Origin of the sequence: Amycolatopsis sp. La24 (assembly GCF_029087445.1) — a bacterium.
Taxonomy (GTDB): Bacteria; Actinomycetota; Actinomycetes; order Mycobacteriales; family Pseudonocardiaceae; genus Amycolatopsis; species Amycolatopsis nivea.
Map to the genome: position 1 here is coordinate 106864 of NZ_JARACH010000004.1, position 25077 is coordinate 131940.

Consider the following 25077-nt stretch of genomic DNA (forward strand, 5'->3'; position numbering starts at 1 on the left):
AGACTTCTCGTGGCCCCTCGGTGGACAAAAGGACGTTCGATCATGGCGATGCGCGAGTTGCGCTACTTCGGTGACCCGGTGCTCAAGTCCGTGTGCGACCCGGTGACCACGTTCGACAGCAAGATCGAGGCGCTGGTGAAGGACCTCCTCGACAGCGTGCAGCCGGAGGGCCGGGCAGGGCTCGCCGCGCCGCAGATCGGGGTCGGGCTGCGGGTGTTCAGCTACGACGTCGGCGGGCTGACCGGGTACGTCATCAACCCGGAGATCGCCCACCTGTCCGAGGAAACGCACGAAATCGGCGAGGGCTGCCTGTCGGTGCCGGAACTGTGGTTCCCGACGGTCCGCGCGAAGCACGCCGTGGTGCGCGGCGTCGACCTGCGCAACGAGCCGATCGAGGTCGAGGGCGTCGACGTGCTGGCCCAGTGTCTCCAGCACGAAACCGACCACCTCGACGGCAAGCTCTACCTCGACCGGCTCACTCCCGACCGGAAGAAGCAGGCGCTGCGCGAGGCGCGGGGCAAAGACTGGTTCTGGAACCGCTGACCGTCCGCGGCGTCCGGTCGGCGACGAGCCGCAGCACCGTGCCGTCGTCCGGACTGGTTTCGACCCGCAGTCCGGCGCGAACAGCGGTCCGGGCCATCGCGTCGTTGCCCGAAAGACGGACCGCAGTCAGTTCCGTGATCCCGTCGGCTCCGGCGAGGGCGACCAGCCGAGCGAGCAACGCCGTGCCGATTCCCTGGCGCTGCCAGGCATCCTCGACGAGAAGCGATACCTCGGCAGTACCGTCGCGCTGGGAAATCAGCTGACCGAACCCGATCACGTCCCGGCCGCACACCGCGAGCAAGCTGGTTCCGCGCGGTGGCATGAGCAAGCGGTGCAGCCATTTCCGGGGAACCGTGCGCAGCCCTGTGTGGTAGCGGTTGAACAACGTCTTCGCCGAGCAGCGAAGATGCACCGCACCGATCGCGTCGGTGTCGCGCGGAGTACCGAGGCGCAGAACAATCGCCGCCCCGTCCGGACGGTCGAGCACCGCCGGACCGGCCAGATTCTGCTCTGCCGCGGCGAGCAGTTCCAGGAAGGCCGCGGCCTGGGTAAGTTCGGGTTCAGCGAATGCCACCCATCGCCGCCGGGCGACAAACGCCTGCCCTTCCCCAAAGGCGAATACCGCCCGGTGGCCGCCTTCGGTGCGCCCAGGGTTGGCCTCGCTCATGGGCACGAGCGTCACAAGATCCGCGGACAGCACCATCCGCAACATCGGAGCGCGGCAATCCGGATCAACGATCGCCCGCCGAGCGGCGACGAGCGCTGTCGCGGCTGAATCGCGAAGTCCGCGAACGGTAGTTTCGGCAATCGTCGCTCGCCCGACGGCATTGGCAATTGCTTCGGTGACCGCCGTGTCGTCGGCGGTGCTGGAAGTTGCTGCCGGAGTGGACAATTCCCGAGCGTCGGCCCCGATGCACAGCTCGCCCGCGACGGGAAGCGCAGTGGCCGCCGGAACACGGCGTGCTCCGGCATCGAGTGCAGAAGCAGTTTCTTGATCTATGGCCGTCGGGACTGAAGGAGCGCGGAGTTCGCGCGCGGAAGCCTCGGTGGGCGGCTTCCCACCGGTGCGGGACGCAGATGCCGCCTGAGCACCGCGTAGCCGAGTGTCGGAGGTTGCCTCTCGATCAGTCGCTGCCGGTGCGTGGAGTGGCCCTGAAGACGGCTCAACGCGTGCCACCGGAGCATCGGATCTTCCGACCTCAGCTCTAGAAGTTGCCTGTCGATCAGAAACTGCCGGAGCGTCGAGTGGCCCCTTCGCGGCGCGGGTCTCCGTATCAACAGTTGCTGGGGCATCGAATGGCGGAGAAGAAGGCTTGAGGCGTGTCGCCGGGGCAGGGAGTTTCCGGATGCCAGCGGTTGTCGGCAATTCAGGGGACGGTGATTCCGCGATGGGGGTGAGGAGTTCCCGGGCGGCGTCGGCGATCGGATCCTCGGCGGCGAGCGTGGTGGCAGCTGAGGCGCGGACGTCCGGGATGGTGGTTTCGGTCATCCCCAGGCAATCGCCGCCTTCGTCGCGGAGGGCGTCTATCAGGAGGTGCTGGGGCAAGCCTGCTGCTGGGCGCAGGACGAATTCGTCCAGGACGCCGCCGGGGGCTGGGTGTCTGGTCAGGCCGAGGATGCTGCATTCGAGGTCGGCCAGGCGGATTGCGAAGCGGGCCAGGGTGCCGGGGTGGGCGTCGGAGCGGACGCGTACTCGCCAGGCTTGGGTTGGCGCGAGGTTTTCGTTGGGGTGGCGGTGGTTTGACGGGTGCGCGGGGATTGTGTTCGCGAGGAGGCTGCGGGGGGTGGAGGGCGTGTCCATGGACGTACCGTCGCCGACGTACGTAACCGGGGGCGTCTTGTGGTGTTTCGGGTCTGTCAGAGGGTGGCCGGGAATGCGTGATCTGCGGGAAACAATGGCGCGGGTCAGCTTGGGAACAGGAGGCGGAATTCGTTGTCTTCCGGGTCGGTGAAGTCGACCTGAGGGGCGTTGGGCTGAGTGGTACCGATTAGGCGAGCTCCGGCGGCTTGGATGCGGTCGGTTTCAGCTGGGTCGTCGCCGGACAGGTCTAGATGGAGGCGGTTTTTGCCGTGTTTCGGGGTGTTCACGCGCAGGAATTCGAGAGTGGGGCCGCGGCCGGTGGGGTTGCGCAGGGTGGTGATGGCGGGCTCGTCGGCGGCGATCGGCCACGCGGTGAGCGGGGACCAGAAGCGGGCCAGGCGCGCGGGGTCTTGTGCGTCGACGACGATCGCTGCGATGGCACCGGAATTGGCGTAGTCCTCGCGGGGTTCGAGTACGCAGAACTCGTTGTCTTCGGGGTCGGCCAGAACGATCCACGGGACGTTGCGCTGGCCGATGTCGATCGGGCGTGCTCCTGAAGAAACGGCTCGGGAGACTGTTTCGCGCTGGTTCTCGCCGGAGGTGCTGGAGAGGTCCAGGTGGAGCCGGTTTTTGGTGGTCTTAGGGCGGGAGGTCGCGGCGAAGACCAGGGTGAGGTCGCAGCCGTCGTCGGGCGGGGGCTGGATTTCTGCCTCCGCTGGGGATTTCGCGGTGAGTTGCCAGCCTAGGAGGTCGGACCAGAAGCGGGCCAGGCGTGCTGGTTCTTCGGCGGCGATGACCAGGTTGGCCAGACGTGTTGCCATGTCGCCACGGTAGCGGGCAGGGCCGACAAAAACGGCGGGTCGCGGGGTCGGTGAAAGAACCGTGCCGGCAAGCGCGGGGGTATCACGCTTGCCGGCACAGCCGGATCGCCACGGTGGTCGAGGAAACAGCGCAGAACCGGGAAGCTTCCCCGCTTTCGGTTCTCGAACGCTATCTGGTGGCCAGTCGCAGCAGGGCCCAGGTTTGGGCGGACAGCTCGTGGTCTCCGTCGGTGTGGACCATGGTCACCGGGACTCTTCCCCACAGCCAGAGGTACACGTTCGCGGGCGAGCCGGTGACGATCGCGTCCGCGGCGTCGGCTTCTCGGGGAGAGCAGCGCCAGGCCTCCGTTTCGCCGGGGCCTGCTCTCGCGATCCAGCTGTGGCCGCCGGTGTGGAAACCCACTGTGCCGTTTCGGGTTCCCGAGATGCCCATGGTGGTGAGCTTGTGTCCAAAGTAGAGAGTGAGGGCCTCGTCGACGCCGTCGGCGGCCAGGTCGTCGGGCACTGTCGAATCGCCGATTCCGGCTGCGTTTTCGGCGTCCACTCGGTGCACGAGGGTCTCGTGGAGCATGCGGCGGCGCCAGAAACCGTGGGTCGGGTCGGCGGACCACCAAGTGGCGGTCCGGGTGGCCGGGTCGTGGTTGGCCAATTCGACTTCGAGTTCGGTACGGGCGACGGAGTAGAAGTCGACCACGGGCTGGCCGGGCAGGGGCTCGCGCCATGGCTCGGGGCGGCGGCCTTCGCGGATCCAGCCGAGGACCTGCCAGTAGACGGAGCCGACGTGTTTGAGCAGCTCGTTCAACGTCCAGCCGGGGGCGGTGGGCACCGGCGAATCGGGTGACGCCGAGTGCGCCACCTCCCCCAGCAGGTGCGCCTCCGCGGAGAACGCCTCGAGCAGCCGGCCGTGGTCGACCGTGCCGAGTTCACGCCACATGGGCTTCCCCGGACATCGGCAGGCCGTGCACGACCCGGCGGACCAGTTCGAGGAACTGGGCGGTTGCCTGCAGCAGACTCTCGGCCAGTTCGGCGGTGACGCGACCGCTGATGCCGGCTTCGGCGGCGGCTCGGGTTTCCGAGTGGTCGGCGAAGAACGCTGACCATTCGCGCAGTTCGGGGGCGACGGCGTCGAGCAGCACCCAGCCGCTGGCCGGACGGCCCCGACCCCGGCGCGGACGACCGCGGACGGCGAGCACCGCCCCCGCGCCGCGCAGGGAGGCCAGGTAGGCGCCGATGAAGCGTTCGGCTGGGTCGCGTTCGTTGTCCGCGTGGTCGAGTCCGCGGTTGGCCTGGGCGAGAAGGGTGACCGCCTCGGGCGGGGCCGGCGGACGCAGGGACAGCGGAAGTTGCGGCTGGACCTTGCCGCCGGAGCGGCGGGCGGACGGCTCGGCGGAGGGCCGGACCGCGGCCCGGGTGCGGTGGACGACCTGCCTCGGGGGCGGGGCGCTGGGCACGGTGTTTTCGGGGACGTGGTGCACGGTCGGTTTGAGGGATGAGGGGCGTTCGGGATCGGGGGCCGAGGTGTTTTCCGACGCGAAGGGCAGCGCGGGGGTGGTTGCCGGAGCGGTGGGGTTGGCTACGGACGACGCTGGCTCGGACGGCGAGTCGAGGCTCGGCTCCGCGGAAGCGGGCTGAGCGGGACCAGCCGCCGAAGCGGGTTCGTCGGAACCGGACGGCGAAGGGGACGAGGCGGGCGGCAGACCGGACTCGGCCGCTGGAACACCACGCTGGCCAGCGTCGGTCACCGAAGCGGACGACGCCGCAGAGTCGCTTCCCGGCGCGGGCGTCAGGCCCGGGCCAGCCGCCGGAGCAGCAGGCTCGTCGAAATCGGACGACGAAAGAGACGACGCGGACGGCAAGCCAGACTCGGCCCCTGGAACACCAGACCGGCCAGAGTCGCTCACCGAAACGGACGACGCCGCAGAGTCGCTTCCCGGCGCGGGGGTCAGGCCGGGGCCAGTTTCCGAAGCAGCGGACCGGGCGGGGCCAGCCGCCGAAGGAGCAGGCTCGTTCTCCGACGCGAGCCAAAGATCGAGCCCGGGCTGAGCAGAGCCAGTCACCGAAGCAGGCGACGGAACCGAACCAGCGGAACCAGCGCCCGAACGCGACACCTGAGCAGCGCTGCCCTCGGAGACACCAGCAGCACCCTCCGCAGCAGCACCAGCAGCACCTGGCCGTTCCACCGGCGCGCCGAACGTCAGCTGTTCGCCCACCGCGCCAGGTCGGTGTGCCTCGGGGGCACGGTCCGCGGGGGACACGACCGAGACGGACATGGCGACCCTCCTCCTGCTCGGGTGGGCCGGCCGGAGGCCCGAGGTGCTTCCCCCACCCCGGGACCGGCCGGTGCGTTCCCACCGGGTATCGAACGTCTGTTCGATCTGTTTCCAGAGTAGCCGCGCCGGCGAGTCCGCTCAACCCCGCCGGTGGAATCCGGGCACGTGGTGCGGGACACGGCTGCACTGGCGTGGTCTCATAACCGGGTGAGCACCCACGACCATCCCGCTGTCGCCAAGGTCACCGCCGCACTGGGCGAGGCCGGGCTGCACGCTGCCGCTGCCGGAGTGCGGGTGCTGCCCGCTGAAGTGCGCACTGCCGCGCAGGCCGCGGAGGCGCTCGGGGTACCGGTCGGCGCTATCGCGAACAGTTTGGTCTTCCGGGGCCGCGCGGCTGACGGGGCCGAGGTCGCGGTGCTTGCCCTCACCTCGGGGGCGCATCGGGCCGAAGAGTCCCGGCTGGCGGAACTCGCCGGGGTCGCCGAAGCCGGCAAGGCGGACGCGGCGTTCGTCCGGGAGCACACGGGGCAGCCGATCGGGGGCGTCGCGCCGGTCGGGCATCCGGAGAGGCTCGTGACGCTCGTGGACACGGCGTTGCGCGGGTACTCCGAGGTGTGGGCCGCGGCGGGGCATCCGAAATCGGTCTTCCCGACGACGTTCGACGAACTCGTCACCCTCACCGGGGGCACCCCCGGCGATCTCGCGAGCGAAGGGGAGGATGGTCGACTGTGACCGCGATGTCCTCCTCCGGGTGCTCCCGGTACGTGCAGCTCTCCGCCGACGAGTTCCGGTCCCGGCTGCCGGAAGCGCTGGCGATCTACGTGAACGCCATGCGCTACCCCGAGGGCACGGCCGAGCAGCGCGCGCCGATGTGGCTCACGCACGCGTTGCGCGAGGGCTGGCGCTGCATGGCCGCCCTCGACGACAACGGCGTCCTGCTCGGCATCGCGTACGGCTACAAGGGCCGCGCCGGGCAGTGGTGGCACGAGCAGGTCCGGCACGGTCTCACCCGCCGCTCCGGAACGGCGGAAGCCGAACGCTGGCTGACGGACTACTTCGAGCTCACCGAGATCCACGTGCGCCCGGAGAACCAGGGCAAGCAGATCGGCGAGGACCTGCTGCGCCGGCTGCTCGACGGCGTGCCCAGCGCGAACGTCCTGCTCTCCACCCCGGAGGGCACCAGCCGGGCGTGGAAGCTGTACCGGCGCATGGGGTTCGTCGACGTTCTGCGCGACTACCAGTTCACCGGCGACCCGCGGCCGTTCGCGATTCTCGGGCGGGCGCTGCCGCTCGAAACGCAGTAGGACCGCCGCGCGCCCGATGTCGGACCGGGCGCACGGCGCGCTCGCCTACCGCATTAACCGGCCCCCAGAAGGCCCGCGCGATGCGCGAATGATCAGGCGTGGCCCAGCGACGGTGCCACTGTCTTGGCCACGGCGACCGCCTTCGTGCAGGCGGTGGCGGAGTCGAGTCCGCTGGTGGGCTCGCCGCTGAACTCCACGGAGACGATCTCGCCGTACCCGTGCGCTTCGTCGTCCTTCGGGGTTTCGATCTTGCGCCAGGTCGCGTCGCAGCTGACTACGCTGCTGTCCTCGTCCTTTTTCTGGATGGCCGTGACGCCATTGCCAAGGTCGGCGGGCTGGCCGTCCTCGGCGTCGGCGGGCAGGCCCTGGTAGAGGTGCACCGATACCTGCGGGTAGTGGGTGTCGTCGCCGGACCAGAAGTCGCATTCGTGCAGGCTCTTGGGCTCCACAAAGGACTTCTGCCCCAACGCGGTCTCCACGGCCTGCTTGCCGGCCACCGCGCACGGGTCGGTGGTCAGCACGGAACCGGGTGCCTGCTTGTACTGCGGAGGAGCGCTGTGCAGGGCCTGCACGACCTTGGTCAGCGCCGCGCGGCCGGGCGCGCAGGCGTCGCCGCCCGGGGCCTTGGTCTGGAAGGTGATCCCCAGCGACTGTTCGAACGACGTCACGACCGAGACCCAGCACGACCCGGGCTTGTCGTCGTCGACGACCAGCGGCAGGCCTTCGAGCTTCCCGACCGGGTCCTTCGACATGATCAGCTGGTCGCCGACGCGCAGCACCAGTTCGACGGTCTTGCCGCCGGAGTCCTTGACGTTGACGCTGCACTCGCCCCATTCTGACGACGAAAGGCTCGACTGGTCCGGAGTGCCGACGCCGCCGAGAGTCTTGGCGTCCAGCAGCGCGCACGGATCCACGGTCCGCAGGGCCGCCGCCTGTACCGCGGGGTCGGTGATCGGGGGTTTCGTGCTGGCAGGCGGAGCGGTGCCCGCGGCCGAGCCACCGCCGCAGCCCGCGAGCAGGGCGAGTAGTGCCGCCCCCGTGACCAGCGCCGATGTCCGGAATATTCGGTTTTCGGCGAACATAGGCGGCACCGTAGCGGAATCCGTCACCTGTTCGTGGCGAAATCTCCAAGAATGCGGACAGTCCGTGAAAGTTGCGCAACCGACCGCGCGCGGGCGTCGTCATCGGGGCTCCGGCCGCCAGTAGCCGACCGCGAGCGCCGCGACGAGCAGCACCGCACCGCCCCACGCGAACGCACTCAGCCGTTCGTGCAGGAAAATGACCGAAAGCACGGTCCCGGTAAGCGGTTCCAGCAGCGCGGACAGCGCGCCCAGCACTGGGTGGGCACCGCCGAGGCCGCGGAAGTACGCGGCGTACGCGACGGCTGTCGGGACAACGCCGAAGTACCCGGCCAGCAGCAGCACGTCGGCGTGGGCGGGCAGGCTCATGCCGAACCACAACGCGGCGGGGGTCAGCAGCAAACCGCCGGTCAGGCAGCCGAATGCCGTGGTAGCCAACGGTTCCAGGCCGGCGACGGGCTCCGCTGTGACGAGCGTCAGCACGGCGAAACCGGTCGCCGCTAGCAGCGCGAAGGCTAGGCCGCCGACCAGTCGGGCGGGTGACGTCACGGCCTCCGGCGACCACCGCAACAGCACCAGCCCCGCGACAGAACCGCCGACGGACGCCAGCGTCCACAACCGCGGTGCGCGGCGGTGCTGCACCGCGGAGACCACCGTGAGCACCACGGGTGCGGCACCGATCGTGGTCATGGTCGCGACGCTGACCGAACTGAGCGCGACGGCAGCGAAGTAGCTGGTTTGGAAAAGTGCGAAGAGCGCGCCGACAAGGAGGAGACGACGCCAGGTTTCCTTGGCGGGAAGGCGAAGTCCGCCGGTGAGAGCGACGAAGGCGGCGCTCGCGGCGCCGCCGATGAGCAGGCGGTAGGCGGCGACGGCCAGCGGGTGCAGGCCGGCTTGCTGGCCGAGAAGCGACCCGGACAGGCCGCCGGTTCCCCAGAGCACGCCGGCGACGACTAGGGCGGCCGACGAGCGGGCGCGCGAAGGTACGGCAATAGACATTCGGAAGTGGGCTCCTGCGTCGAAGGAATCGGAAATCGACGACGCGGGGCAGCGTGTGCCGGCCGGTTCAGGACATCATCCGGTAGCCGCGGGCCCGGTTCGGGCGCACGCGGCGAAAACTGCCCCGCTCAGGAGGCTGGTGGTGGGATGACGACGAGGAGCCACTGCACGGGCGGGAGCTTAACCAGAGGCCGGGGAGCCGATCAACGGGTTTGTGGCGTGCGGCGCCAGCGGATCTCGCCGTCCTGCCGCTCGTCGGTGGCCGTGAGCCCGACGGCGGCGGCGACCGCGGCGGAGGCCCGGTTCTCCGGGTGGATGTGGGCGACGATCGCGTCCACCGGCTGCCGGTCGAGCCACGCGACAAGCCCGCGCGCGGCTTCGGTGGCGATGCCCCGGCCCTGCCACGGAGTGCCGACCACCCAAGCGATTTCGGCGACCGAGCCGCTGACCGTCGCCTGGACAGTGCCCGCCAGGCCGGAATCGCGCGGCCGGATCACCCAGTTCAGCCAGGACACCGCCGGATCGGGCGAGCCCGCGGTCATCCGCTGGTAGCGCGAGCGGAGGGCGGCCAAGGAATCCGGAGCGCCGCCGATGTAGGTGTGCAGGGCCGGATCCGACAGCACGACGGCCATCTCCTCGGCGTGCGAGACGGAAAGCGGCAGGAGGTCCAGCCGGGCCGTTTCGATGAGCTGAGCGGTAACCATGGGGGAAAGACACCCGGGCCGGTGCGGGAACACCGGCCCGGGAAAGCAGTCTCAGTCCAGTTGCGCCAGCTGCTCGCGCAGGGTGTCCAGTCCCATGCCGCCCATCTGCAGGGCCTTGGTGTGGAACTGCTTGATGTCGAACGCCGCACCCTGCCGCGCCCGGGCGTCGTCGCGCGCGGCGAGCCACAGGCGTTCGCCGAGCTTGTACGAGGGGGCCTGGCCCGGCCAGCCGAGGTAGCGGTCGATCTCGTCGCGGATGTGCGCCTGGTCGGTGATCGTGCGGGTGAGCATGAACTCCAGGCCCAGGTCCGGCGTCCAGCGCGAACCCTCGTGGAATCCGGTGCCCGCCGGGATTTCCAGCTCCAGGTGCATGCCGAGGTCGACCACGACGCGGGCGGCGCGGAACAGCTGCTCGGACAGCATGCCGAGCAGGTTGCCGTCGTCGGAGAGGTAGCCCAGTTCCTCCATGAGGCGTTCCGCGTACAGCGCCCAGCCCTCGCCGTGCGCCGAGATGAACGTCATCAGCCGCTGGTACTTCGTGAGCGTCTCGGCCTGGTTGACCGCCGTCGCGATCTGCAGGTGGTGGCCGGGGACGCCCTCGTGGTAGACCGTCGACACCTCGCGCCAGGTCGTGAAGTCGTTGCGGTCGGCGGGAAGCGACCACCACATCCGGCCGGGACGGCTGAAGTCCTCGCTCGGCCCGGTGTAGTACGCGCCGACGCCGCCGCCGGGCGGGGCGATCTTGCACTCCAGCGCCATCAGCCGGTCCGGGATGTCGAAGTGCTTGCCGCGCAACGACTTCAGCGCGTCGTCGGACAGCTGCTGCATCCACGCCTCGAACTGCGGGCGGCCCTGGATGCGGTAGCGCGCGTCGGCGTCGAGCACCGCCGCGGCTTCCGCGGGCGTCGAGCCGGGCTTGATGCGGTTCGCGACCGCGCGCATTTCCGTTTCCAGCCGCGAGAATTCGTGCCAGCCCCACTCGTAGGCCTCGCGCAGGTCCAGCTCCGCGCCGATGAAGTAGCGCGACCACAGCCGGTAGGTGTCCTCGCCGACGGCGTCCTTGACCGGGGCCTTCGGGGCCAGTTCGGCGCGCAGGAATCCGGCGAACTCCGCGAACGCCTCGTCCGCGGCCCGCGCGCCCGCGGCCAGGTCGGACTTCAGGGAATCGACGCCCGCGTCGGCGACCATGCTGGCGAAGAAACCGGGGCCGTCCTTGAGCCCGGCCCACGTCTCGCACTGCTCGGCGACCTTCGAGACCTGCCGCAGCGCGGAAACCCGCCCCTTGTCGGCCGAGGCCAGCAGCGCCGCGCGGACCCCGGCCAGCGCCTCGGGCACCTTCGGCAGCCGGGCCGCGACGTTCGCCCAGTCGTCCGGGGTGTCGGTCGGCATCAGGTCGAAGACCATCCGCAGGCCCTGCACCGGGCTCTCGATCACGTTGAGCGAGGCCGCGTCGAGACCCGCGTCGTGGATCTCCAGCTCGAGGCCGATCCGCTCGGTGAACACGGCCTTCGCGACCCGCTCCCCCGCGTCCGCCGGTTCCGCGGCGTTCACCGCGGCCAGCGCGCGCCGCGCCAGGTCCGCGCGGGCGTCGTGGCCCGCGGGCGAATAGTCGGTCAGCTGGTCGTCGTAGCCCGCGACGCCGAGCATGGTGGCCGCGACCGGGTCCACGGCCACGTAATCGTCGACGTACCGGTCGCAGATCTCCGGAACGCTCTGTTCGGTGGAAGCCATGTCCGGCACGCTACCGGCCGGAGGCGCCCCCAGCCCACGGAGTACTGTGCCGATCGTTACTAATCCGACCACAGTCACGGCCTAATGGCTTCGCAGCAACGGTTACGTGCCGGGTGGGGGTCGGCCTGCTTTTGGTCGGATTAGTAAGTGCGGGCGGGCACCAGTCCGAGCCGGGTGACCACCTCGCGCGTCGCCTTGGACCGGTTGAAGGTGTAAAAGTGCAGGTCGGGCACGCCTTCGGCGATCAGTTTCTCGCACAGTTCGGTGACCCAGTCCAGGCCGGCCGCGCGGAACGCCTTGGGGTCGTCGGAGAACGGTTCGAGCCGATCGAGCAGCCGCTGCGACGCGGGGGCACCGGAGAGCTTGATCGTGGTGTGCAGCGTGCGCAGGGTGGTCAGCGGCATGATGCCCGGCAGCACGAGCGCGTCGCAGCCCGCGGCGGCGACCCGGTCGCGCAGCCGCAGGAAGTCCTCTGCCTCGAAAAACAGCTGCGCGATCGCGAAATCGGCTCCCGCGCGGAACTTGCGGACCAGATGCTTCGTGTCCGATTCCAGGTCCGCCGAACGCGGGTGGCCGTACGGGAAGGCCGAGACGCCGACGCAGAAGTCGCCGAGCGAGCGGACCAGCTCGACCAGTTCCTCGGCGTAGGTGAGGCCCTCGGGGTGCGGCACCCAGTCGCCGTAGACGTCGCCGGGCGGGTCGCCGCGCAGGGCGAGGATGTTGCGCACGCCGACCGCCGCGTACCAGCCGATCACGTTCCGCAGTTCGGACACCGAATGGTCGACCGCCGTGAGGTGGGCCATCGGGCAGAGCGTGGTTTCGGTGGCGACGCGGGCGATGCTGCGGATGGTGCCGTCGCGGCTCGAACCGCCCGCGCCGTAGGTGATCGACATGTACGCCGGGTCCAGCGGTTCCAGCTCGCGGATGGCCTTCCACAGGACGGCCTCGTCGGCCTCGTCGCGGGGCGGGAAGAACTCGACGGAGAACGCGGGCCCGTCCCCCCGCAGCCTTTCGATCACCGACGTCATGGAGGGAAATGGTAGTGGCTCGCTTCGGCCCGCGGCAGAGTTGCCGGGTGGGCTTGGCCACGGCGCGTACCGTCAGGGGCGAACCCTGCGGGGAGGCGAGCCATGAGCAGTGAAGACGACCTGGCCTGGGACGACGACGTGCGTGTGGCGGTCTACCGCGCGTTCTCCACCCGCGGCCGCCCGCCCACCGCGCCCGAGCTGGCGGACGCCGCGCACGGGTCGCTCGCGGTGGCGAAACAGGCCCTGCACCGGATGGCCGACCCGAGATGGCTGTGGCTCGACGAATGCGAGCACGTGGCGCTGGCCGCGCCGTTCGCGGCGGTCCCGCTCGGGTTCGCGGTGATGGGCGAGCACACCATGTGGTGGGGCGGGTGCGCCTGGGATTCGTTCGCGATCCCGCATCTCGTCTCCGGCGAGCCCGAGGTGCTGGTGGCGACGCGCTGTCCCGGCTGCGGCGAACCGTCCGCGCTGGTCGTGCGGCGGGACCGGCCGCCGGGCGGCGCGCAGGTCGCGTACTTCCCGGCCCCGCCCGACCAGCTCGCGGGCGACCGGGCGAAGCAGCGGCTGTACTGCGCCGAATCCTGTGTGGACAGTCCGGGCGAGCTGCTCGGGCTCGACGCGCTGTGGCATCTCGCGAAGGACTGGTACGAGGGCTGTCTCGAACCCGGCTACCGGCCGCGCGGACCGGCCGAGGCGGCGGAGTACTTCGCGGCGAGCGGCCGTCCTGACGCGTTCCGGAGCGGCTGACCGCGTCTGGTGCGCCACATCCGAGGGCGCCCGGCGTGACCCCGGCCGCCCTCGTCCCGGAGGATGAGGGCATGGACGCGCCCGGATTCGACGCCGACCTCCCCGCGCACGTGGAGCGTGCGCTGGCCGATTTCCTCGGCCGGGCGGGGAGCGAGATCCTGCGCACCGAGCCGAGCGTCGCGGCCGGGATCGAGGCGCTGTCCGGTTTCGTGCTGGGCGGCGGCAAGCGGATCCGGCCGACGTTCGCCTGGTGGGGCTGGCGCGGCGCGGGCGGCGCGGCGTCCGGCCCGCTCGCCGAGGGCGCGCTGCAGGCGGTCGCGAGCCTGGAGCTGATCCAGGCGTGCGCGCTGATCCACGACGACCTCATCGACTCCTCCGACTCGCGCCGCGGCAAGCCGACCGTGCACGTGGCCGCCGAGAAACTGCACGCCGACCGCGGCTGGCTCGGCACTCCGTCGGTGTTCGGGCTGGCCAGCGCGGTGCTGGTGGGAGACCTGGCGCTGGCCTGGGCCGACGACATGTTCGCCGACGCCCCGCTGCCCGCGGAGACGATCGCGGCGGCCCGCCCGGCCTGGCGCGCGATGCGCACCGAGGTGCTCGCCGGGCAGTACCTCGACGTCCGCACGCAGGCGGTCGGCGACGCTTCGCCCGAGGCCGCGCTGCGGATCGACCGGCTCAAGACCGCCGCGTACACCGTCCAGCGGCCGCTGCACCTCGGCGCCTCGCTCGCCGGGGCGGACGACCGGTTGATCGCCACGCTCCTGGAGTTCGGCGGCGACGTCGGCGTGGCGTTCCAGCTGCGGGACGACCTGCTCGGCGTGTTCGGCGACCCGTCGGTCACCGGAAAGCCCGCCGGGGACGACCTGCGCGAGGGCAAGCGAACCCTGCTCGTGGCGCTCGGCCTGCAGCTCGCCGCGGAGAAGGGCGACCACGCCGCGGCCAAGGTGATCGCCGGCGCGATCGGGGCCGCCGACCTGACCAGCGGCACCGTGGACCAGGTGCGCGAGGCGCTGACCTCGGTCGGCGCGGTCGCCGCGGTGGAGCGTCAGATCGACGAGCTGACCGCGTCCGCGAACGCCGCGCTCGACCGCGCGCACCTGGCCGAGCCCGCTCCGTCGGCGCTCGCCGAGCTGATCCGTCTGGCTACCCAGCGGAAGTTCTGATGCGCACGGTGAACGGGCCCGCCGACCACGTCGTGGTCGTCGGCGCCGGGCTGGCCGGGCTCTCGGCGACGCTGCACCTGCTCGGCGCGGGACGGCGGGTGACGCTGCTGGAGCAGCAGAAGATGCCCGGCGGACGAGCCGGTCAGCAGGACTTCGGCGCGAACGCGGTCGACACCGGGGCCAGCGTGCTCACCATGCCGGAACTGGTGGACGAAGCTCTGCACGCGGTCGGTGAATCGCTGGCTGACACAGTGCCGCTGACCAGGCTCGATCCGGCGTACCGGGCCCGGTTCGCGGACGGCAGCACGCTCGCCGTGCACACCGACGGCGACGCGATGGAGGCCGAGATCCGGTCGTTCGCCGGTCCGGCCGAGGCGGACGGTTACCGGCGGCTGCGACGGTGGCTCACCGACCTGTACGCGGCGCAGAAGGACCACTTCATCGGCGCGAACTTCGATTCGCCGCTGGATCTGGTCCGGCTGGAACTCGTGAAGCTCGCGGCGTTGGGCGGCTTCGGCCGGTTAGGGCCGCGCGTCTCCAGCTTCTTGCGCGACGAGCGCGTACGGCGGCTCTTCTCCTTTCAGGCGCTGTACGCAGGTCTCGATCCGACGCGTGCGCTTGGCGCGTACGGCGTCATCGCGTACATGGACACTGTCGGCGGCGTGTACTACCCGCGCGGCGGCATGGGCGCGATCGCCCGCGCGATGTCCGACGCTGCAACGCGCGCTGGTGCCGAACTGCGGTTCGGTACGGAAGCTGCGTGGCTTGAGCGAGTGTCGTCCCGCGTACGCGCTGTACGCACGCGCTCGGGCGAGCGTATTGAGTGTGACGCCGTGGTGCTCGCGACAGAGCTTTCGGCGGCGTACCGGCTGATCGGTGCGCGTCCGCGGCGGGTGCTGCCGTTGAAGTACTCGCCGTCGGCTTTCGTGCTGCACGGACACGCGGACCGTTCGTGGCCGGAATTGGACCACCACACGATCTTTTTCGGCCAGGCGTGGGAACGGACCTTTGCCGAGATCGTCCGCGAGGGCAAGCTGATGAGCGATCCGTCGCTGCTGGTCACGCGCCCGACCGCGACGGAGCCGACGCTCGCCGGCGACGGCGGCGAAATCGTCTCCGTGCTCGCTCCCACCCCGAACCTGACCACCGGCCCGATCGACTGGGCGCGCGTCGGCCCGGCTTATCGCGAAGAACTGCTGCGTACGCTGGAAGCGCGCGGGCTCACCGGGTTCCGCGACGAGTACATTGTGGACGAACAGCTGACTCCAGCGGACTGGGCGGCGCGCGGGTTGGCCTCCGGGACGCCGTTCTCGCTCGCGCACACCTTCCGTCAGACCGGCCCGTTCCGGCCGGCGAACCTGGTGCGGGCGGCGGAAAACGTGGTGCTCGCCGGGTGCGGGACGACGCCGGGGGTCGGCATCCCGCCAGTGCTGATCTCCGGACGGCTCGCCGCGCAAAGGATCACCGGCCGGTGAGCGAGCTCGACGCGGCCGGTATCGCCGAGCCCGCGCTGCGTGCTGCCTACACGACGTGCCGGCGCATCAACGCCCACCACGGCCGCACGTTTTTCCTTGCCACCCGGCTGCTTCCGGCGCGGGCCCGGCCAGCCGCGCACGCGCTGTACGGCTTCGCGCGGATGGCCGACGAACTGGTCGACAACCCCGAGCCCGGCACCGATCCGGCAGTCGCGCTGGACAAGGTCGCCGGGCTGGTGGACGAGGTTTACGACGGGCGGGTGCCAGCCGATCCGGTGCTGGCGGCCCTTGCCGATACGGTGCGCCGGTACGACATCGGTCGTCCGCTCATCGATGCGTTCCTGCATTCCATGCGGATGGACCTGACGGTCGCGGAATACGCGACCTACGCCGATCTCGGGGAGTACATCTACGGTTCGGCTTGCGTGATCGGGCTGCAGATGCTGCCGGTGTTCGGGACTGTCGCGCCGTTGGAGGAAGCCGCGCCGAGTGCGGCGGCGTTGGGGGAAGCGTTTCAGCTGACCAATTTTCTGCGCGATGTCGGCGAGGACCTCGATCGCGGGCGGTTGTACCTGCCTACCGAGGAATTGGCGGCGTTCGGGGTGGACCGGGAGAGGCTGGTCGACGCGCGTCGCCAGGGTCGTGCGGATCCACGAGTGCGGGCGGCGCTCGCGGTGGCGGTTTCCCGGGCGCGGGCGGTTTATCGGCGGGCCGAGGCCGGGATTGCGTTGCTGCGGCCGGAGTCTCGGCCTTGTGTGCGGACGTCGATCACGTTGTACGAAGGCATTCTGGACGAAATCGAAGCCATGGACTACGCCGTGCTGAACCGACGCGCTGTGGTGGGCAAGGGGCGACGGGTCGCGGTCGCGGTGCCTGCGCTGGTGCAGCGTGCGCTCAGTGCCAGGCCGGGGCGCCTTCGCTGACTTGGGCTGGATCGGCGCTGGCATCGTAGGAGCGCAGCCAATCCGGGGTCAGGCGGATGAGGGCGAAAGCCTCGTCGAGGGCGCGGGAGCCGGGGAACTGTTCCAGGTACACCTCGCCTGCGTCGCGACGGGAAGTGCCGGATTCGATAACCGCCTCGCCTTCGACTTGGACAGAGACCGTGTCGGTGCAGCCGATGACCGCGGCGGTGCGCGGGTTGGCGCGGAGGTTGGCCACTTTTCGAGCGGTGCGGTGGGTGTTGAACAGCAGCGAGCCGTCCGGGGTGACGGCGAAGCTGACCAGGGCCGCTTCGGGGTGGCCGTTCGCGGTGGTGGTCGCGACGACGCCTAGCGGGTTGGCTCGGACGAAGCTCGTGAAGTCCGCCAGGGACAGGATTTCCATGAACGTCAGGTTAGCCGGGCCCGGTGGGCGGCGACGCGTTCCCTTGTGGCGCAACGGGAAGAGCAGTACCGGCGCGGGCTGCCGCCGCCTAGGTGGGCGAAGGGTTTTCCGCACGACGGCGACGCGCACAGGCCGCCGGGGGCGCTTTGGCGGTCGGCCAGCAAGGTGGCCAAGGCCAGCGCCGAGGACGTGATCAGCCAGGTGCCCCACGGGCCGTCGTCGGATGCGTCGACGTGGAGGTGCCAGCCGAAGTTGTCGTCGTGTGCGGTCAGGCGCGGGGGTCCGGCGTAGGCGGTGAACAGCGCGTTCAATACCTCGGCGGCCGAAGCGGCGTCTGGTGCGGCGAAGACCTCCCGCAGTTCCAGTGCGGCGGCGCGTAGCTCGGCCACTTCGCGCGTGGAAAGCTCGAGTTGCGGTTCTCCGTGCTCGACCAACACTGCGGCTACCGATTCCGGCGCAGGGTCCTCCGTCAGCAGCACATCGAGCAGCGCTACGGCACGACGGACCGCGTCCCGGGCGGAGCGGCCCGCGAAATCCGGCTGCGTTCCAGGCATGCCTCACTGTAACATCTTGATGGTGACAAGCCGTTACAGATTCGCGGCATATCTCACCGGGGCCACTGCGGCGCGCACTGGGGACGAGCTGTCCGGTCCGGCGGTGTTGCTGCTGGGCGTGGGTGCTTCGGGAGCCGTCGCGGGGTCGACGTTGCTGGCCGGGCTCACGATCGCGGCGGCGGTGGGCGGGCCGTTGCTGGGTGCGGTTCTGGACCGGTCGCGTACGCCGGGACGGATCCTGGCGGTCGGGTTGGTCGGGTATGCGGTGGGGCTGACGGCGATCACGGCACTTTTCGGACAGGTGCCGTTTGCCCTGGTGGTGACGATTGCGGTGGTGACCGGGTTGCTCGCACCGGCGATCGGCGGCGGGTGGACCGCGCAGGTGCCCGCGCTCGTACCGACGGAGAAGCTCAGCAAGGCGAGCACGCTTGACGCGATGACGTTCACTGCGGCAGCGCTCGTCGGGCCGGGGCTGGCCGGAGTGCTCGCCGCGACGGCGGGGGCTCCGGTCGCAATGGTCCTCGCGGGTGGGTTGATGCTGGTTGCGACGCCGTTCGCGTGGCGACTGCCCGGGAGTACCGAGAAACAGCCGTCGCGATTCTTTGCCGCGGCCACGGTTCTCGTGCGCAATCCCGCGTTGCGGCAGTCGACCGCGACCTCGACGTTGTCGTGCGTCGGGATCGGGATGGCGTTCGTCTGCTATCCGCTGGTCGGCGCGCAGCGGCTCGGCAGCGCGGGATACGGGACGTTGCTACTCGTCGGATTGTCAGTCGCGTCGTTGCTGGCGAACGCGGTCCTTTCGCGACGGTCGTATTCTCCGGACCGCGCGGTGCAACTGAGCACCATCGCAATCGGGATCGGGCTCGCGGGGGCGGCGGTGGCGCCGAACGCAGTGCTGCTGGTGGCTGCGGTGGCGCTCACCGGGGTTGGCGAAGGACCGCAGCTGGCGTCGTTGTTCGCGGTGCGGCATCGGGAAGCGCCGCCGGAAATGCGGGCGCAGGTGTTCACCACCGCGGCGAGTATCAAGATCGCCGGAATTGCGCTGGGGAACGCGGTGGCCGGGCCGTTGGCTGCCTGCTCCCCCGCCGCCGGATTGGCCGCGGCGGCGGGGATGCAGGTGGTCGCGGCGGTCGCGCATCCGTTGTGGACGGTCAGAAAGCAGCTAGTCCGTTAGGGGTTCCGTTGCCGGTCGGTCCGTCGTATCCCGGGACGCCGGTGCACAGGTAGTCACCGCATTCCTCGAAGCCGACGTTGTTTCCGCTGACGACATCGTTGAGCTTCCCCGAATACAGCCGCGAAGCGTCCGGATACTGGTCGTGGTGCCCGGCCAGCGCGATGACTCCGGCGATGAACGGCGCCGACGCGCTGGTCCCGCCGACCACACTCCAGCCGGACAGGACTGTGGTCTCGTAAACGGCGGGCCCGGTGACGGGATCGGCTACCGCGGCGACGTCGGCGACGGTCCGGCCGGGACAGTTCGAATCCTTCTGCCACGACGGTTTCGCCACCCAGGCCGAACATCCGCTCGACGCGCCGATCCACACCGATTCGGTCCAGCCGCGCGGGTTGTCCGCTTTGGACAGTGACGTGCCCCCGACCGCGACGACACTCGAGTACACCGCAGGCGCGTTGGGTGCGGCGAATCCGCCGTCACCGCTCGACGCGACGATCGCGACGCCGGGATGCTGATAGTGCGCGGCGAAATCGCCGGACCAGTGGCTTTCGGGCGCTCCGTAGCTGTTCGACACGATTGTCGCGCCGAGTTTCACGGCGGTGTCCACAGAGGTGCCGAGTGCGTCGAAGGACGCGTCGTCTCCTTCTACCAGCAGGATTTTGCACTGGGCGCAGGCGGCGGAAGCCATGTCCAGGTCCAGCGCGGTCTCCACCGGCCAGTCGCCTTGCTGCGGCGGGAGCGGCGTGGCGTCGCCGTGCTGGTTGACTTTGCGGAAGCAGCCGTTCGCCGTGGTGCAGGGCGGGAGGCCGTAGGTTTGTCGATATACCGCCAGGTCTGCTTCGGCGGTCGGGGCGTCGCCAGCGTCGACGATGGCGATCGTTTCGGCAGCGCCGCCAGTGTCGGGCAGGCGGTAGGCGGAACGCAGGTCGGCGGGGCTGTATCCGGTGGCGCGCAAGGCAGTCCGACTGTCCACTTTGGCATAGCAGCGGGCGAATCCTGGCGCAGCGGGACCACAGATGTCTCGTGGGGCGGCGGACGCGACGGACGGGATGAACGCGCCGAGGAGAATCAGCACAGCCAGGATGCGTTTCATCGCTGGGCCTTCCCGACGGTGTAGGCGTTGCTGATCGTTTGGGTGATCGCGTTGCCCGCCAGGTCCTGCGCGGTCACCTTCAGCGAGGGCGAAGTCCCGGCCGGTGGATTCCGCCAGACCGCCACGTATTCGCCGAACAGTCCGAAGACCTGGGCGGGCTGCCAGGTGGCTCCGTTGTCGACGGACACCGAGACCGTCGCCGAGGTGATCGGCGAATGGGAACCGGCACCGCTGTACGCCGCGTGGCCGACGTGCAGTTCCAGCATCTGCACCGGCGAGGACGACGTCGTGGAGAGATCGGAATCCAGCCGGTAGTCGACGGTCAGCGCACCGAGGATCCGGCACGGTTGCGTCGGATCGCTGGCCCGGCAGCGATGCGGGGTCGGCAGCGTGGTGCGCGCCGCCGGGTCGTATCGCAGGGTCAGTTCGGTGCGCAGCTTTCCGGCTTGGCTGACGCCGGGAATAGCAGTCCGGTCGACGTCCAGTACTCCGCGGAAGGTCGCTGGCGTCTTCGGCACCTCGACTGACGCGCCATAGGCACCGTCCTGGTCGAAGACCTGCTGATCGTCGCGATACAGGGAGAAATGCAGCCGCGGGGCGTAGAACAACGGAAGTGCGGTGTGGTCCGGCACGCTGTCCCGCAATGCCGGAATCGCGACCGAAACGGTGCCGCCGGAGTAGCAGGCCTCGCAGAGCCGGTCTCGCTGCCACTGGCCGAGACCGGCCGACAGCGGACCGCGGGACCAGTCGACGGTCGTGGTGCTGCCCGGCCGATAGGGGTGCGGATCGGCGGTCATCAGCTGGTACGACGAGCCTTTTTGCTCGTACTGCACCCATTCCCTGGTGTGCGTGGTGCCGAGGTAGTCGGTCAGCACCCCGGGAGCGGGGATGAAGAAGCCGCTCGCGCCGAGGCCGTGCCGCCGGATCACCGGGTCGACCGGACCGCTGTCGATCGCGACCGGCATCTTGTCCGCGGGATCGGCGTACATCCGGTCCCGGACCGTCGCGAGTTCACTGTCCTTTGTGGAGAACGACTGGTTCTCGGAGATGTCCTCGGTGGCGAAGGAAAGATCCACGCGGTACCGGTCTTCGGGCTTGGGTGCTTTGCCGCCCCATTGCACGACGTAGTGCAGCAAGCCCTGGTCCGGCTTCGGCACCGGCCGCACGTACTGCTTGGTCTTGCCGCCCGCGATGCCGACGGCGAATCCGCGGCCGGTCGGGTCCTCGCGGAAGAAGTTGGTGGTGAGCAGGTCCTGCGTGGCCGACTTCGGCGCGGCCACCTTGACCTCGGCGGTCGCGTACTTCTCCTCGACGGTCAGGGTCTGCACGTCCGGCGAGTCGCCGACGACGAAGCCCTCGACCCACGAGGTCCGCGTCGCGGTCACGCTGCCGGAGCTGTCGAAGTCGGAGAAGGTCGCGGACGCGGCGTAATGTCCCTCGGGGACCGCGATCCGGGTGACGCCGTCGACGTCGACGTGCCGCAGCAGCTTGGCCGAGGAATCGGTGTTGATCAGCGACACCATTCCGTTGACCGAGCGGCCCTGCAGATCGGCGAGGCGGAGTTCGAGGATCTTCATCGGGTAGCGCGGCTGCTGTTCTCGGGGCGCACCGGCCAGCCGGATCGTCGCGGGCAGCGCACTGCTGCCTGCCGGACGGCCGGCGGACGCGTCTTCGGCGAGGCGTCGGTGCAGGTCAGCGGTGAATTCGGCGGCGGAAACCAGGGTGCCGGTCGCTGTGTTCCCGGCGGCCGAGGCGAGCGTGATGCCGGGCAGCGCTGCCGGGGCCGCGCCCGCCGGGAAAGTGATCTCCAGCGGGGTGTTCCCGGGCCGCGTCCGCGCGAGCGCGGTGACGTCGAACAGCGATTTGTCCAGCTTTCCGAGAAACGGAACGGCGTCGCTCGGAATGACGTAACGGTCGCCACCATCGGCTTGATAGGACTGAAAAGTGGTGCGCGGCGGCGACGAAAGGGCGTAATTCGTACCGCCGTTCGGTCCCGGGAAAACCGTGACCCGGTCCCCCGTCACCAGCGTCACTTCCCGCGCTTGCGGCGCCGCCGCGAAGGGCGCGGTCTCAGCGGCCGCAGGCGGTGCCGGCAAAGCGGAACCGCCCAGCACCAGCACCGCCGACGCGAGCGCGCAGCGTCTTCCGGAAACCCGTCCTCCCATGCCCGATGCTCCTCTCCAGCATGCGGCCGAGCAGGATTTTCAGGACGGTTTCCGACGATGGACCAGACCAATTGACCGCGTCAACGAAAAACGCGGGTTCTGTCCGGAAGGGCAATTGTTGTCAGCCCGACCGGAGCAATGCGGCGGTCGGCGCGGTCCGTGAAGGGCTCCTTGAGGGAATCAGATTCCCTCAAGGAGCCCTTCACGGACCTCAAGAATCAGTCAGATGACCATCAATCGGGCATTTCGGCACCGTTGGCGTCTCGCGTGGACGGTCATCAGCCGGAATCGGCGCGGCCTCAGTTCCTGGCATTGACCGCGATTCCCGCAGTGCGGCCCTCACGGGCAGGAAGACGCGACAGCTGCTGAGCACCCGCAATGCGGGACGGGGCTAGAACGCCATCGCCTGCGCGCGCCGCTTCACCTCGGTGCCGTGGCTGGTGCGCAGCGCGTTGATCGGCGTGCTGCCCGGGAGCGTGTCGTCGGCGGTGAAGAGCCAGCGCAGCATCTCGGTGCGGCTGAACCCGGAGTCGGCGAGCACGGTGATCGTGCCGCCCAGCCCCTTGACGATGCCGTCCTTCACGAAGAAGTCGCCGGGCACGCAGAGTTCGCCTTTGCGCCGGACAGCGATCAGCTCGCCGTCCCGCAGCATCTGGCGCACCTTGTTGGCCGACACGCCCAATGCGGCCGCCACCTCCGGCAACGGCTTGACCGCGACCGCGGCGTCGAGGATGTCGTCGGCGACAGGAATCCCACTCACACGTGACACTGTGCCACATTCCCCCGTCCGGACCACTGCTACGCACGGGTGACCCGCCCCGGCACGCGCGGCCTTCCGTACGATTGCCCACCGTGACGCGCACCCAGCCCAGCCTCGTCGGCACCCTGCTCGAACGCCGGTACCGCGTTGACCAGCTGCTGGCCAGGGGCGGGATGTCGGCCGTCTACCGGGGCCTCGACACCCGCCTGGACCGGGCGGTGGCGATCAAGATCATGGATCCGCGGTTCGCCGACGACCGGTCGTTCGTCGACCGGTTCGTGCGCGAAGCGCGTTCGGCCGCCCAGCTGCATCACCCGAACGTGGTCGCCGTGCACGACCAGGGCTTCGACACCCCGGCCGGTCAGGACGCCGGTCTCGCCTTCCTGGTGATGGAGCTGGTCAACGGCGGCACGCTGCGCGACCTGCTGGACGAGCAGGGCCAGCTGGACGTCTCGCTGGCGCTGAGCGTCGCGGAGCCGGTGCTGGCCGCGCTGGCCGCCGCGCACGCCGCCGGGCTGGTGCACCGCGACGTCAAGCCCGAGAACGTGCTCATCGGCCGCAGCGGGCAGCTGGCGGGCGGCGTGGTCAAGGTCGGCGACTTCGGACTGGTCCGCGCGGTCGCCAGCGCGGGCACCACGAGCTCGAGCGTCATCCTGGGCACCGTCGGCTACCTGGCCCCCGAGCAGGTCGCCACCGGCGACACCACGGCCCGGAGCGACGTCTATTCGGCGGGCATCCTGCTGTACGAGATGCTCACCGGCCGGCTGCCCTACACCGGCGACACCGCGATCTCGGTCGCCTACCGGCACGTGAACGACGACGTCCCGCGCCCGAGCGAGCTCCGGCCGGACCTGCCGCCGGCGCTCGACGACCTGGTCCTGCGCGCCACCCGCCGCGATCCCGAGCAGCGCCCGGCCGACGCGAACGAGTTCCTCGCGCAGTTGCAGGCCGCGCGCGCCGAACTGGGGCTGCAGCCGGTCGCGGTGCCGGTGCCCCCGCCGCCGGACGGCGACCGCGTGTCGGACGTCGAACGCACCCTCCCGAACATCCCGGCCGTCCAGCAGAACGTGCCGGTTGACCAGCAGACCATGCCGGTCTCCGGACCCCGCGGCACGCGCGCCCTGACCCGGGCCGTGCCCGCCGCGCCGCCGCCTCCGGTACCGCCGCGCGCCGGGCCCTCCGCCGCGCCGGACGAGCCGCGGAAGCCGCGGGACAAGCGCAAGCTGATCGCGCTGGCGATCGCCGGGGTGCTCGTGCTCGGCGGGCTGATCGGCGCGTTCGCGTTCATCCTCAGCGATTCCAAGGTCACGACCACGACGGTGCCGAAGCTCGCCGGGCTGACCCAGGCCGAGGCGGGCGACCAGCTGCGCGCGGCGAAGCTGAACCCGCGCTACAGCCAGGAGTTCGACAACACGGTCGAGGCCTACAAGGTCATCAAGGTGGATCCGGCCCCGGGCACCACGCTCGACCAGGACGCCACCGTGTCCGTGGTGGTGTCCAAGGGCAAGCCGAAGGTGCCGAACATCCAGGTCGGCACCGCGCTCGACACGGCGACGAAGGCGATCCAGGAGCAGAAGCTCACCGTCGTCCAGGGCACGCCGGAGTACAGCGACACCGCGCCGCAGGGCACCGTCGTGAGCGTGAGCCCGGCGGTGGGCACCCCGGTGGACGTCGGCGGCCAGGTCACGCTGGTGCTGTCCAAGGGCCCGGAGCCGCTTCCGCCGGTCCCGGACGTGACCGGGCGGTCCAAGGACGAGGCGTTCCAGATCCTCAAGCAGGCCGGATTCCAGCCGCAGGACGGCGGCGAGGAGTTCTCGCAGACCGTGCCCGCCGGGGCGGTCACCCGTACTGACCCGGGCGCGGGCTCGCCGGGGACGAAGAAGGTCAAGGTCTACGTCTCGAACGCGGTGCAGGTCCCGGACGTCCGGTACCGCCCGTTCGACCAGGCCGCGGACGCGCTCAAGGCGGCCGGGCTCGAGGTCGACCGCAAGGGCGGCGACGGCAACGGCCACGGGCACGGCGGCTTCGACTTCGTCCTGCAGCAGGACCCGGCCCCGGGCACGTTCGTGCCCAAGGGCACCAAGGTCAAGATCCGGGGGTTCGGCGGATGATCGGCAGCCGCGGCCGGGTGACCGGCACCGTCGGGCCGGGGCTGATCGGCGAGGTGCTGCTCAGCGTCCGCGGCGGCACCGAGGCCTTCTACGCCTATCCGGCCGAGCCGGACACCACGTTCGCCGTGGGAACACCCGTTCTGGTGGTCGATTTCGAGCCCCCGCGCACGGTCTACGTGGAAAGGTGGCAACCGTTGCGCGCTTGACCGCGTCGCAGTGCTGACGGCGTCTG

At 70.2% G+C, this 25077-nt stretch carries 24 protein-coding genes; 10 read left to right on the forward strand and 14 right to left on the reverse strand.

Annotated features, from left to right (window positions below):
* Positions 1-42 precede the first annotated feature (42 nt).
* The gene (gene def, locus PUT80_RS07195) at positions 43-543 is read left to right on the forward strand and encodes a peptide deformylase (RefSeq protein ID WP_037809726.1); all 501 of its coding nucleotides are present in this window, start codon (positions 43-45) and stop codon (positions 541-543) included.
* On the opposite strand, the gene PUT80_RS46270 is transcribed toward def, so the two are convergent.
* The 4 genes from PUT80_RS46270 to PUT80_RS07215 all read right to left on the reverse strand — a co-directional run bounded on the left by PUT80_RS46270 (position 476) and on the right by PUT80_RS07215 (position 4907).
* Positions 476-2344, reverse strand: coding sequence for a GNAT family N-acetyltransferase (locus PUT80_RS46270; protein WP_343076871.1), 1869 nt, complete (start codon positions 2342-2344; stop codon positions 476-478). The two genes, def and PUT80_RS46270, sit on opposite strands and share 68 nt — an antisense overlap.
* 104 nt (positions 2345-2448) lie before the next feature.
* On the reverse strand, positions 2449-3165 hold the full coding sequence (locus PUT80_RS07205) for a VOC family protein (protein ID WP_275291456.1): 717 nt from the start codon (positions 3163-3165) through the stop codon (positions 2449-2451).
* Positions 3166-3334: 169 nt separating this feature from the next.
* A complete protein-coding gene (locus tag PUT80_RS07210; RefSeq protein ID WP_275291457.1) occupies positions 3335-4099 on the reverse strand; it encodes a maleylpyruvate isomerase N-terminal domain-containing protein in 765 nt (254 codons plus the stop codon).
* Positions 4089-4907 (reverse strand): SAV_6107 family HEPN domain-containing protein, encoded by an 819-nt coding sequence (locus PUT80_RS07215; RefSeq protein ID WP_275291458.1) that lies wholly within the window; start codon positions 4905-4907, stop codon positions 4089-4091. The genes PUT80_RS07210 and PUT80_RS07215 overlap by 11 nt, the downstream gene beginning before the upstream one ends.
* Positions 4908-5642: 735 nt before the next feature.
* On the opposite strand from PUT80_RS07215, the gene PUT80_RS07220 reads away from it, so the two are divergent.
* Together PUT80_RS07220 and PUT80_RS07225 are read left to right on the forward strand one after the other, a co-directional pair.
* On the forward strand, positions 5643-6167 hold the full coding sequence (locus PUT80_RS07220; RefSeq protein ID WP_275291460.1) for a YbaK/EbsC family protein: 525 nt from the start codon (positions 5643-5645) through the stop codon (positions 6165-6167).
* Positions 6164-6739, forward strand: a complete 576-nt coding sequence (locus PUT80_RS07225) for a GNAT family N-acetyltransferase (protein WP_037809718.1) — start codon at positions 6164-6166, stop codon at positions 6737-6739. Before PUT80_RS07220 ends, PUT80_RS07225 begins: the two co-directional genes overlap by 4 nt.
* 92 nt (positions 6740-6831) lie before the next feature.
* On the opposite strand, the gene PUT80_RS07230 is transcribed toward PUT80_RS07225, so the two are convergent.
* The 5 genes from PUT80_RS07230 to PUT80_RS07250 all read right to left on the reverse strand — a co-directional run bounded on the left by PUT80_RS07230 (position 6832) and on the right by PUT80_RS07250 (position 12280).
* A complete protein-coding gene (locus tag PUT80_RS07230; protein ID WP_275291461.1) occupies positions 6832-7821 on the reverse strand; it encodes a DUF3558 family protein in 990 nt (329 codons plus the stop codon).
* A gap of 99 nt (positions 7822-7920) precedes the next feature.
* Positions 7921-8817: a DMT family transporter gene (locus PUT80_RS07235; RefSeq protein ID WP_275291462.1), complete on the reverse strand. Its 897-nt coding sequence runs from the start codon at positions 8815-8817 to the stop codon at positions 7921-7923.
* Between the two features lie 203 nt (positions 8818-9020).
* The gene (locus PUT80_RS07240; protein ID WP_134665868.1) at positions 9021-9521 is read right to left on the reverse strand and encodes a GNAT family N-acetyltransferase; all 501 of its coding nucleotides are present in this window, start codon (positions 9519-9521) and stop codon (positions 9021-9023) included.
* Between the two features lie 51 nt (positions 9522-9572).
* Positions 9573-11252 (reverse strand): DUF885 domain-containing protein, encoded by a 1680-nt coding sequence (locus tag PUT80_RS07245; protein ID WP_238607643.1) that lies wholly within the window; start codon positions 11250-11252, stop codon positions 9573-9575.
* Between the two features lie 140 nt (positions 11253-11392).
* Positions 11393-12280, reverse strand: coding sequence for a methylenetetrahydrofolate reductase (locus PUT80_RS07250; RefSeq protein ID WP_275291463.1), 888 nt, complete (start codon positions 12278-12280; stop codon positions 11393-11395).
* A gap of 102 nt (positions 12281-12382) precedes the next feature.
* Here PUT80_RS07250 and merB point away from each other — a divergent pair, with 102 nt between their 5' ends.
* The 4 genes from merB to PUT80_RS07270 all read left to right on the forward strand — a co-directional run bounded on the left by merB (position 12383) and on the right by PUT80_RS07270 (position 16588).
* On the forward strand, positions 12383-13027 hold the full coding sequence (gene merB, locus PUT80_RS07255; RefSeq protein ID WP_037809711.1) for an organomercurial lyase: 645 nt from the start codon (positions 12383-12385) through the stop codon (positions 13025-13027).
* 71 nt (positions 13028-13098) lie between these two features.
* Entirely contained in the window at positions 13099-14190 is a 1092-nt protein-coding gene (locus tag PUT80_RS07260) for a polyprenyl synthetase family protein (RefSeq protein ID WP_037809708.1), read from the forward strand.
* Positions 14190-15665 (forward strand): phytoene desaturase family protein, encoded by a 1476-nt coding sequence (gene crtI / locus PUT80_RS07265; RefSeq protein WP_275291464.1) that lies wholly within the window; start codon positions 14190-14192, stop codon positions 15663-15665. Before PUT80_RS07260 ends, crtI begins: the two co-directional genes overlap by 1 nt.
* Positions 15662-16588: a phytoene/squalene synthase family protein gene (locus tag PUT80_RS07270; RefSeq protein ID WP_275291465.1), complete on the forward strand. Its 927-nt coding sequence runs from the start codon at positions 15662-15664 to the stop codon at positions 16586-16588. The genes crtI and PUT80_RS07270 overlap by 4 nt, the downstream gene beginning before the upstream one ends.
* Here the strand turns inward: PUT80_RS07270 and PUT80_RS07275 are convergent.
* Together PUT80_RS07275 and PUT80_RS07280 are read right to left on the reverse strand one after the other, a co-directional pair.
* Positions 16560-16988, reverse strand: a complete 429-nt coding sequence (locus PUT80_RS07275; RefSeq protein ID WP_275291466.1) for a pyridoxamine 5'-phosphate oxidase family protein — start codon at positions 16986-16988, stop codon at positions 16560-16562. The two genes, PUT80_RS07270 and PUT80_RS07275, sit on opposite strands and share 29 nt — an antisense overlap.
* A 5-nt stretch (positions 16989-16993) precedes the next feature.
* Positions 16994-17542, reverse strand: coding sequence for a CGNR zinc finger domain-containing protein (locus PUT80_RS07280; protein ID WP_275291467.1), 549 nt, complete (start codon positions 17540-17542; stop codon positions 16994-16996).
* A gap of 19 nt (positions 17543-17561) precedes the next feature.
* Here PUT80_RS07280 and PUT80_RS07285 point away from each other — a divergent pair, with 19 nt between their 5' ends.
* Positions 17562-18716, forward strand: coding sequence for an MFS transporter (locus PUT80_RS07285; RefSeq protein WP_275291468.1), 1155 nt, complete (start codon positions 17562-17564; stop codon positions 18714-18716).
* Here PUT80_RS07285 and PUT80_RS07290 read toward each other — a convergent pair.
* The 3 genes from PUT80_RS07290 to PUT80_RS07300 form a co-directional block, all read right to left on the reverse strand.
* A complete protein-coding gene (locus tag PUT80_RS07290; protein WP_275291469.1) occupies positions 18694-19809 on the reverse strand; it encodes a S8 family serine peptidase in 1116 nt (371 codons plus the stop codon). The two genes, PUT80_RS07285 and PUT80_RS07290, sit on opposite strands and share 23 nt — an antisense overlap.
* Entirely contained in the window at positions 19806-21974 is a 2169-nt protein-coding gene (locus PUT80_RS07295) for a hypothetical protein (RefSeq protein WP_275291470.1), read from the reverse strand. Before PUT80_RS07295 ends, PUT80_RS07290 begins: the two co-directional genes overlap by 4 nt.
* Positions 21975-22365: 391 nt before the next feature.
* Positions 22366-22734, reverse strand: coding sequence for an Rv2175c family DNA-binding protein (locus PUT80_RS07300; RefSeq protein WP_037809697.1), 369 nt, complete (start codon positions 22732-22734; stop codon positions 22366-22368).
* A gap of 92 nt (positions 22735-22826) precedes the next feature.
* Here PUT80_RS07300 and pknB point away from each other — a divergent pair, with 92 nt between their 5' ends.
* Together pknB and PUT80_RS07310 are read left to right on the forward strand one after the other, a co-directional pair.
* Positions 22827-24845, forward strand: coding sequence for a Stk1 family PASTA domain-containing Ser/Thr kinase (pknB, locus tag PUT80_RS07305; protein WP_037809695.1), 2019 nt, complete (start codon positions 22827-22829; stop codon positions 24843-24845).
* Complete coding sequence (locus PUT80_RS07310) at positions 24842-25051, forward strand: hypothetical protein (protein WP_037809693.1); 210 nt, start codon at positions 24842-24844, stop codon at positions 25049-25051. The genes pknB and PUT80_RS07310 overlap by 4 nt, the downstream gene beginning before the upstream one ends.
* Positions 25052-25077: the final 26 nt, after the last annotated feature.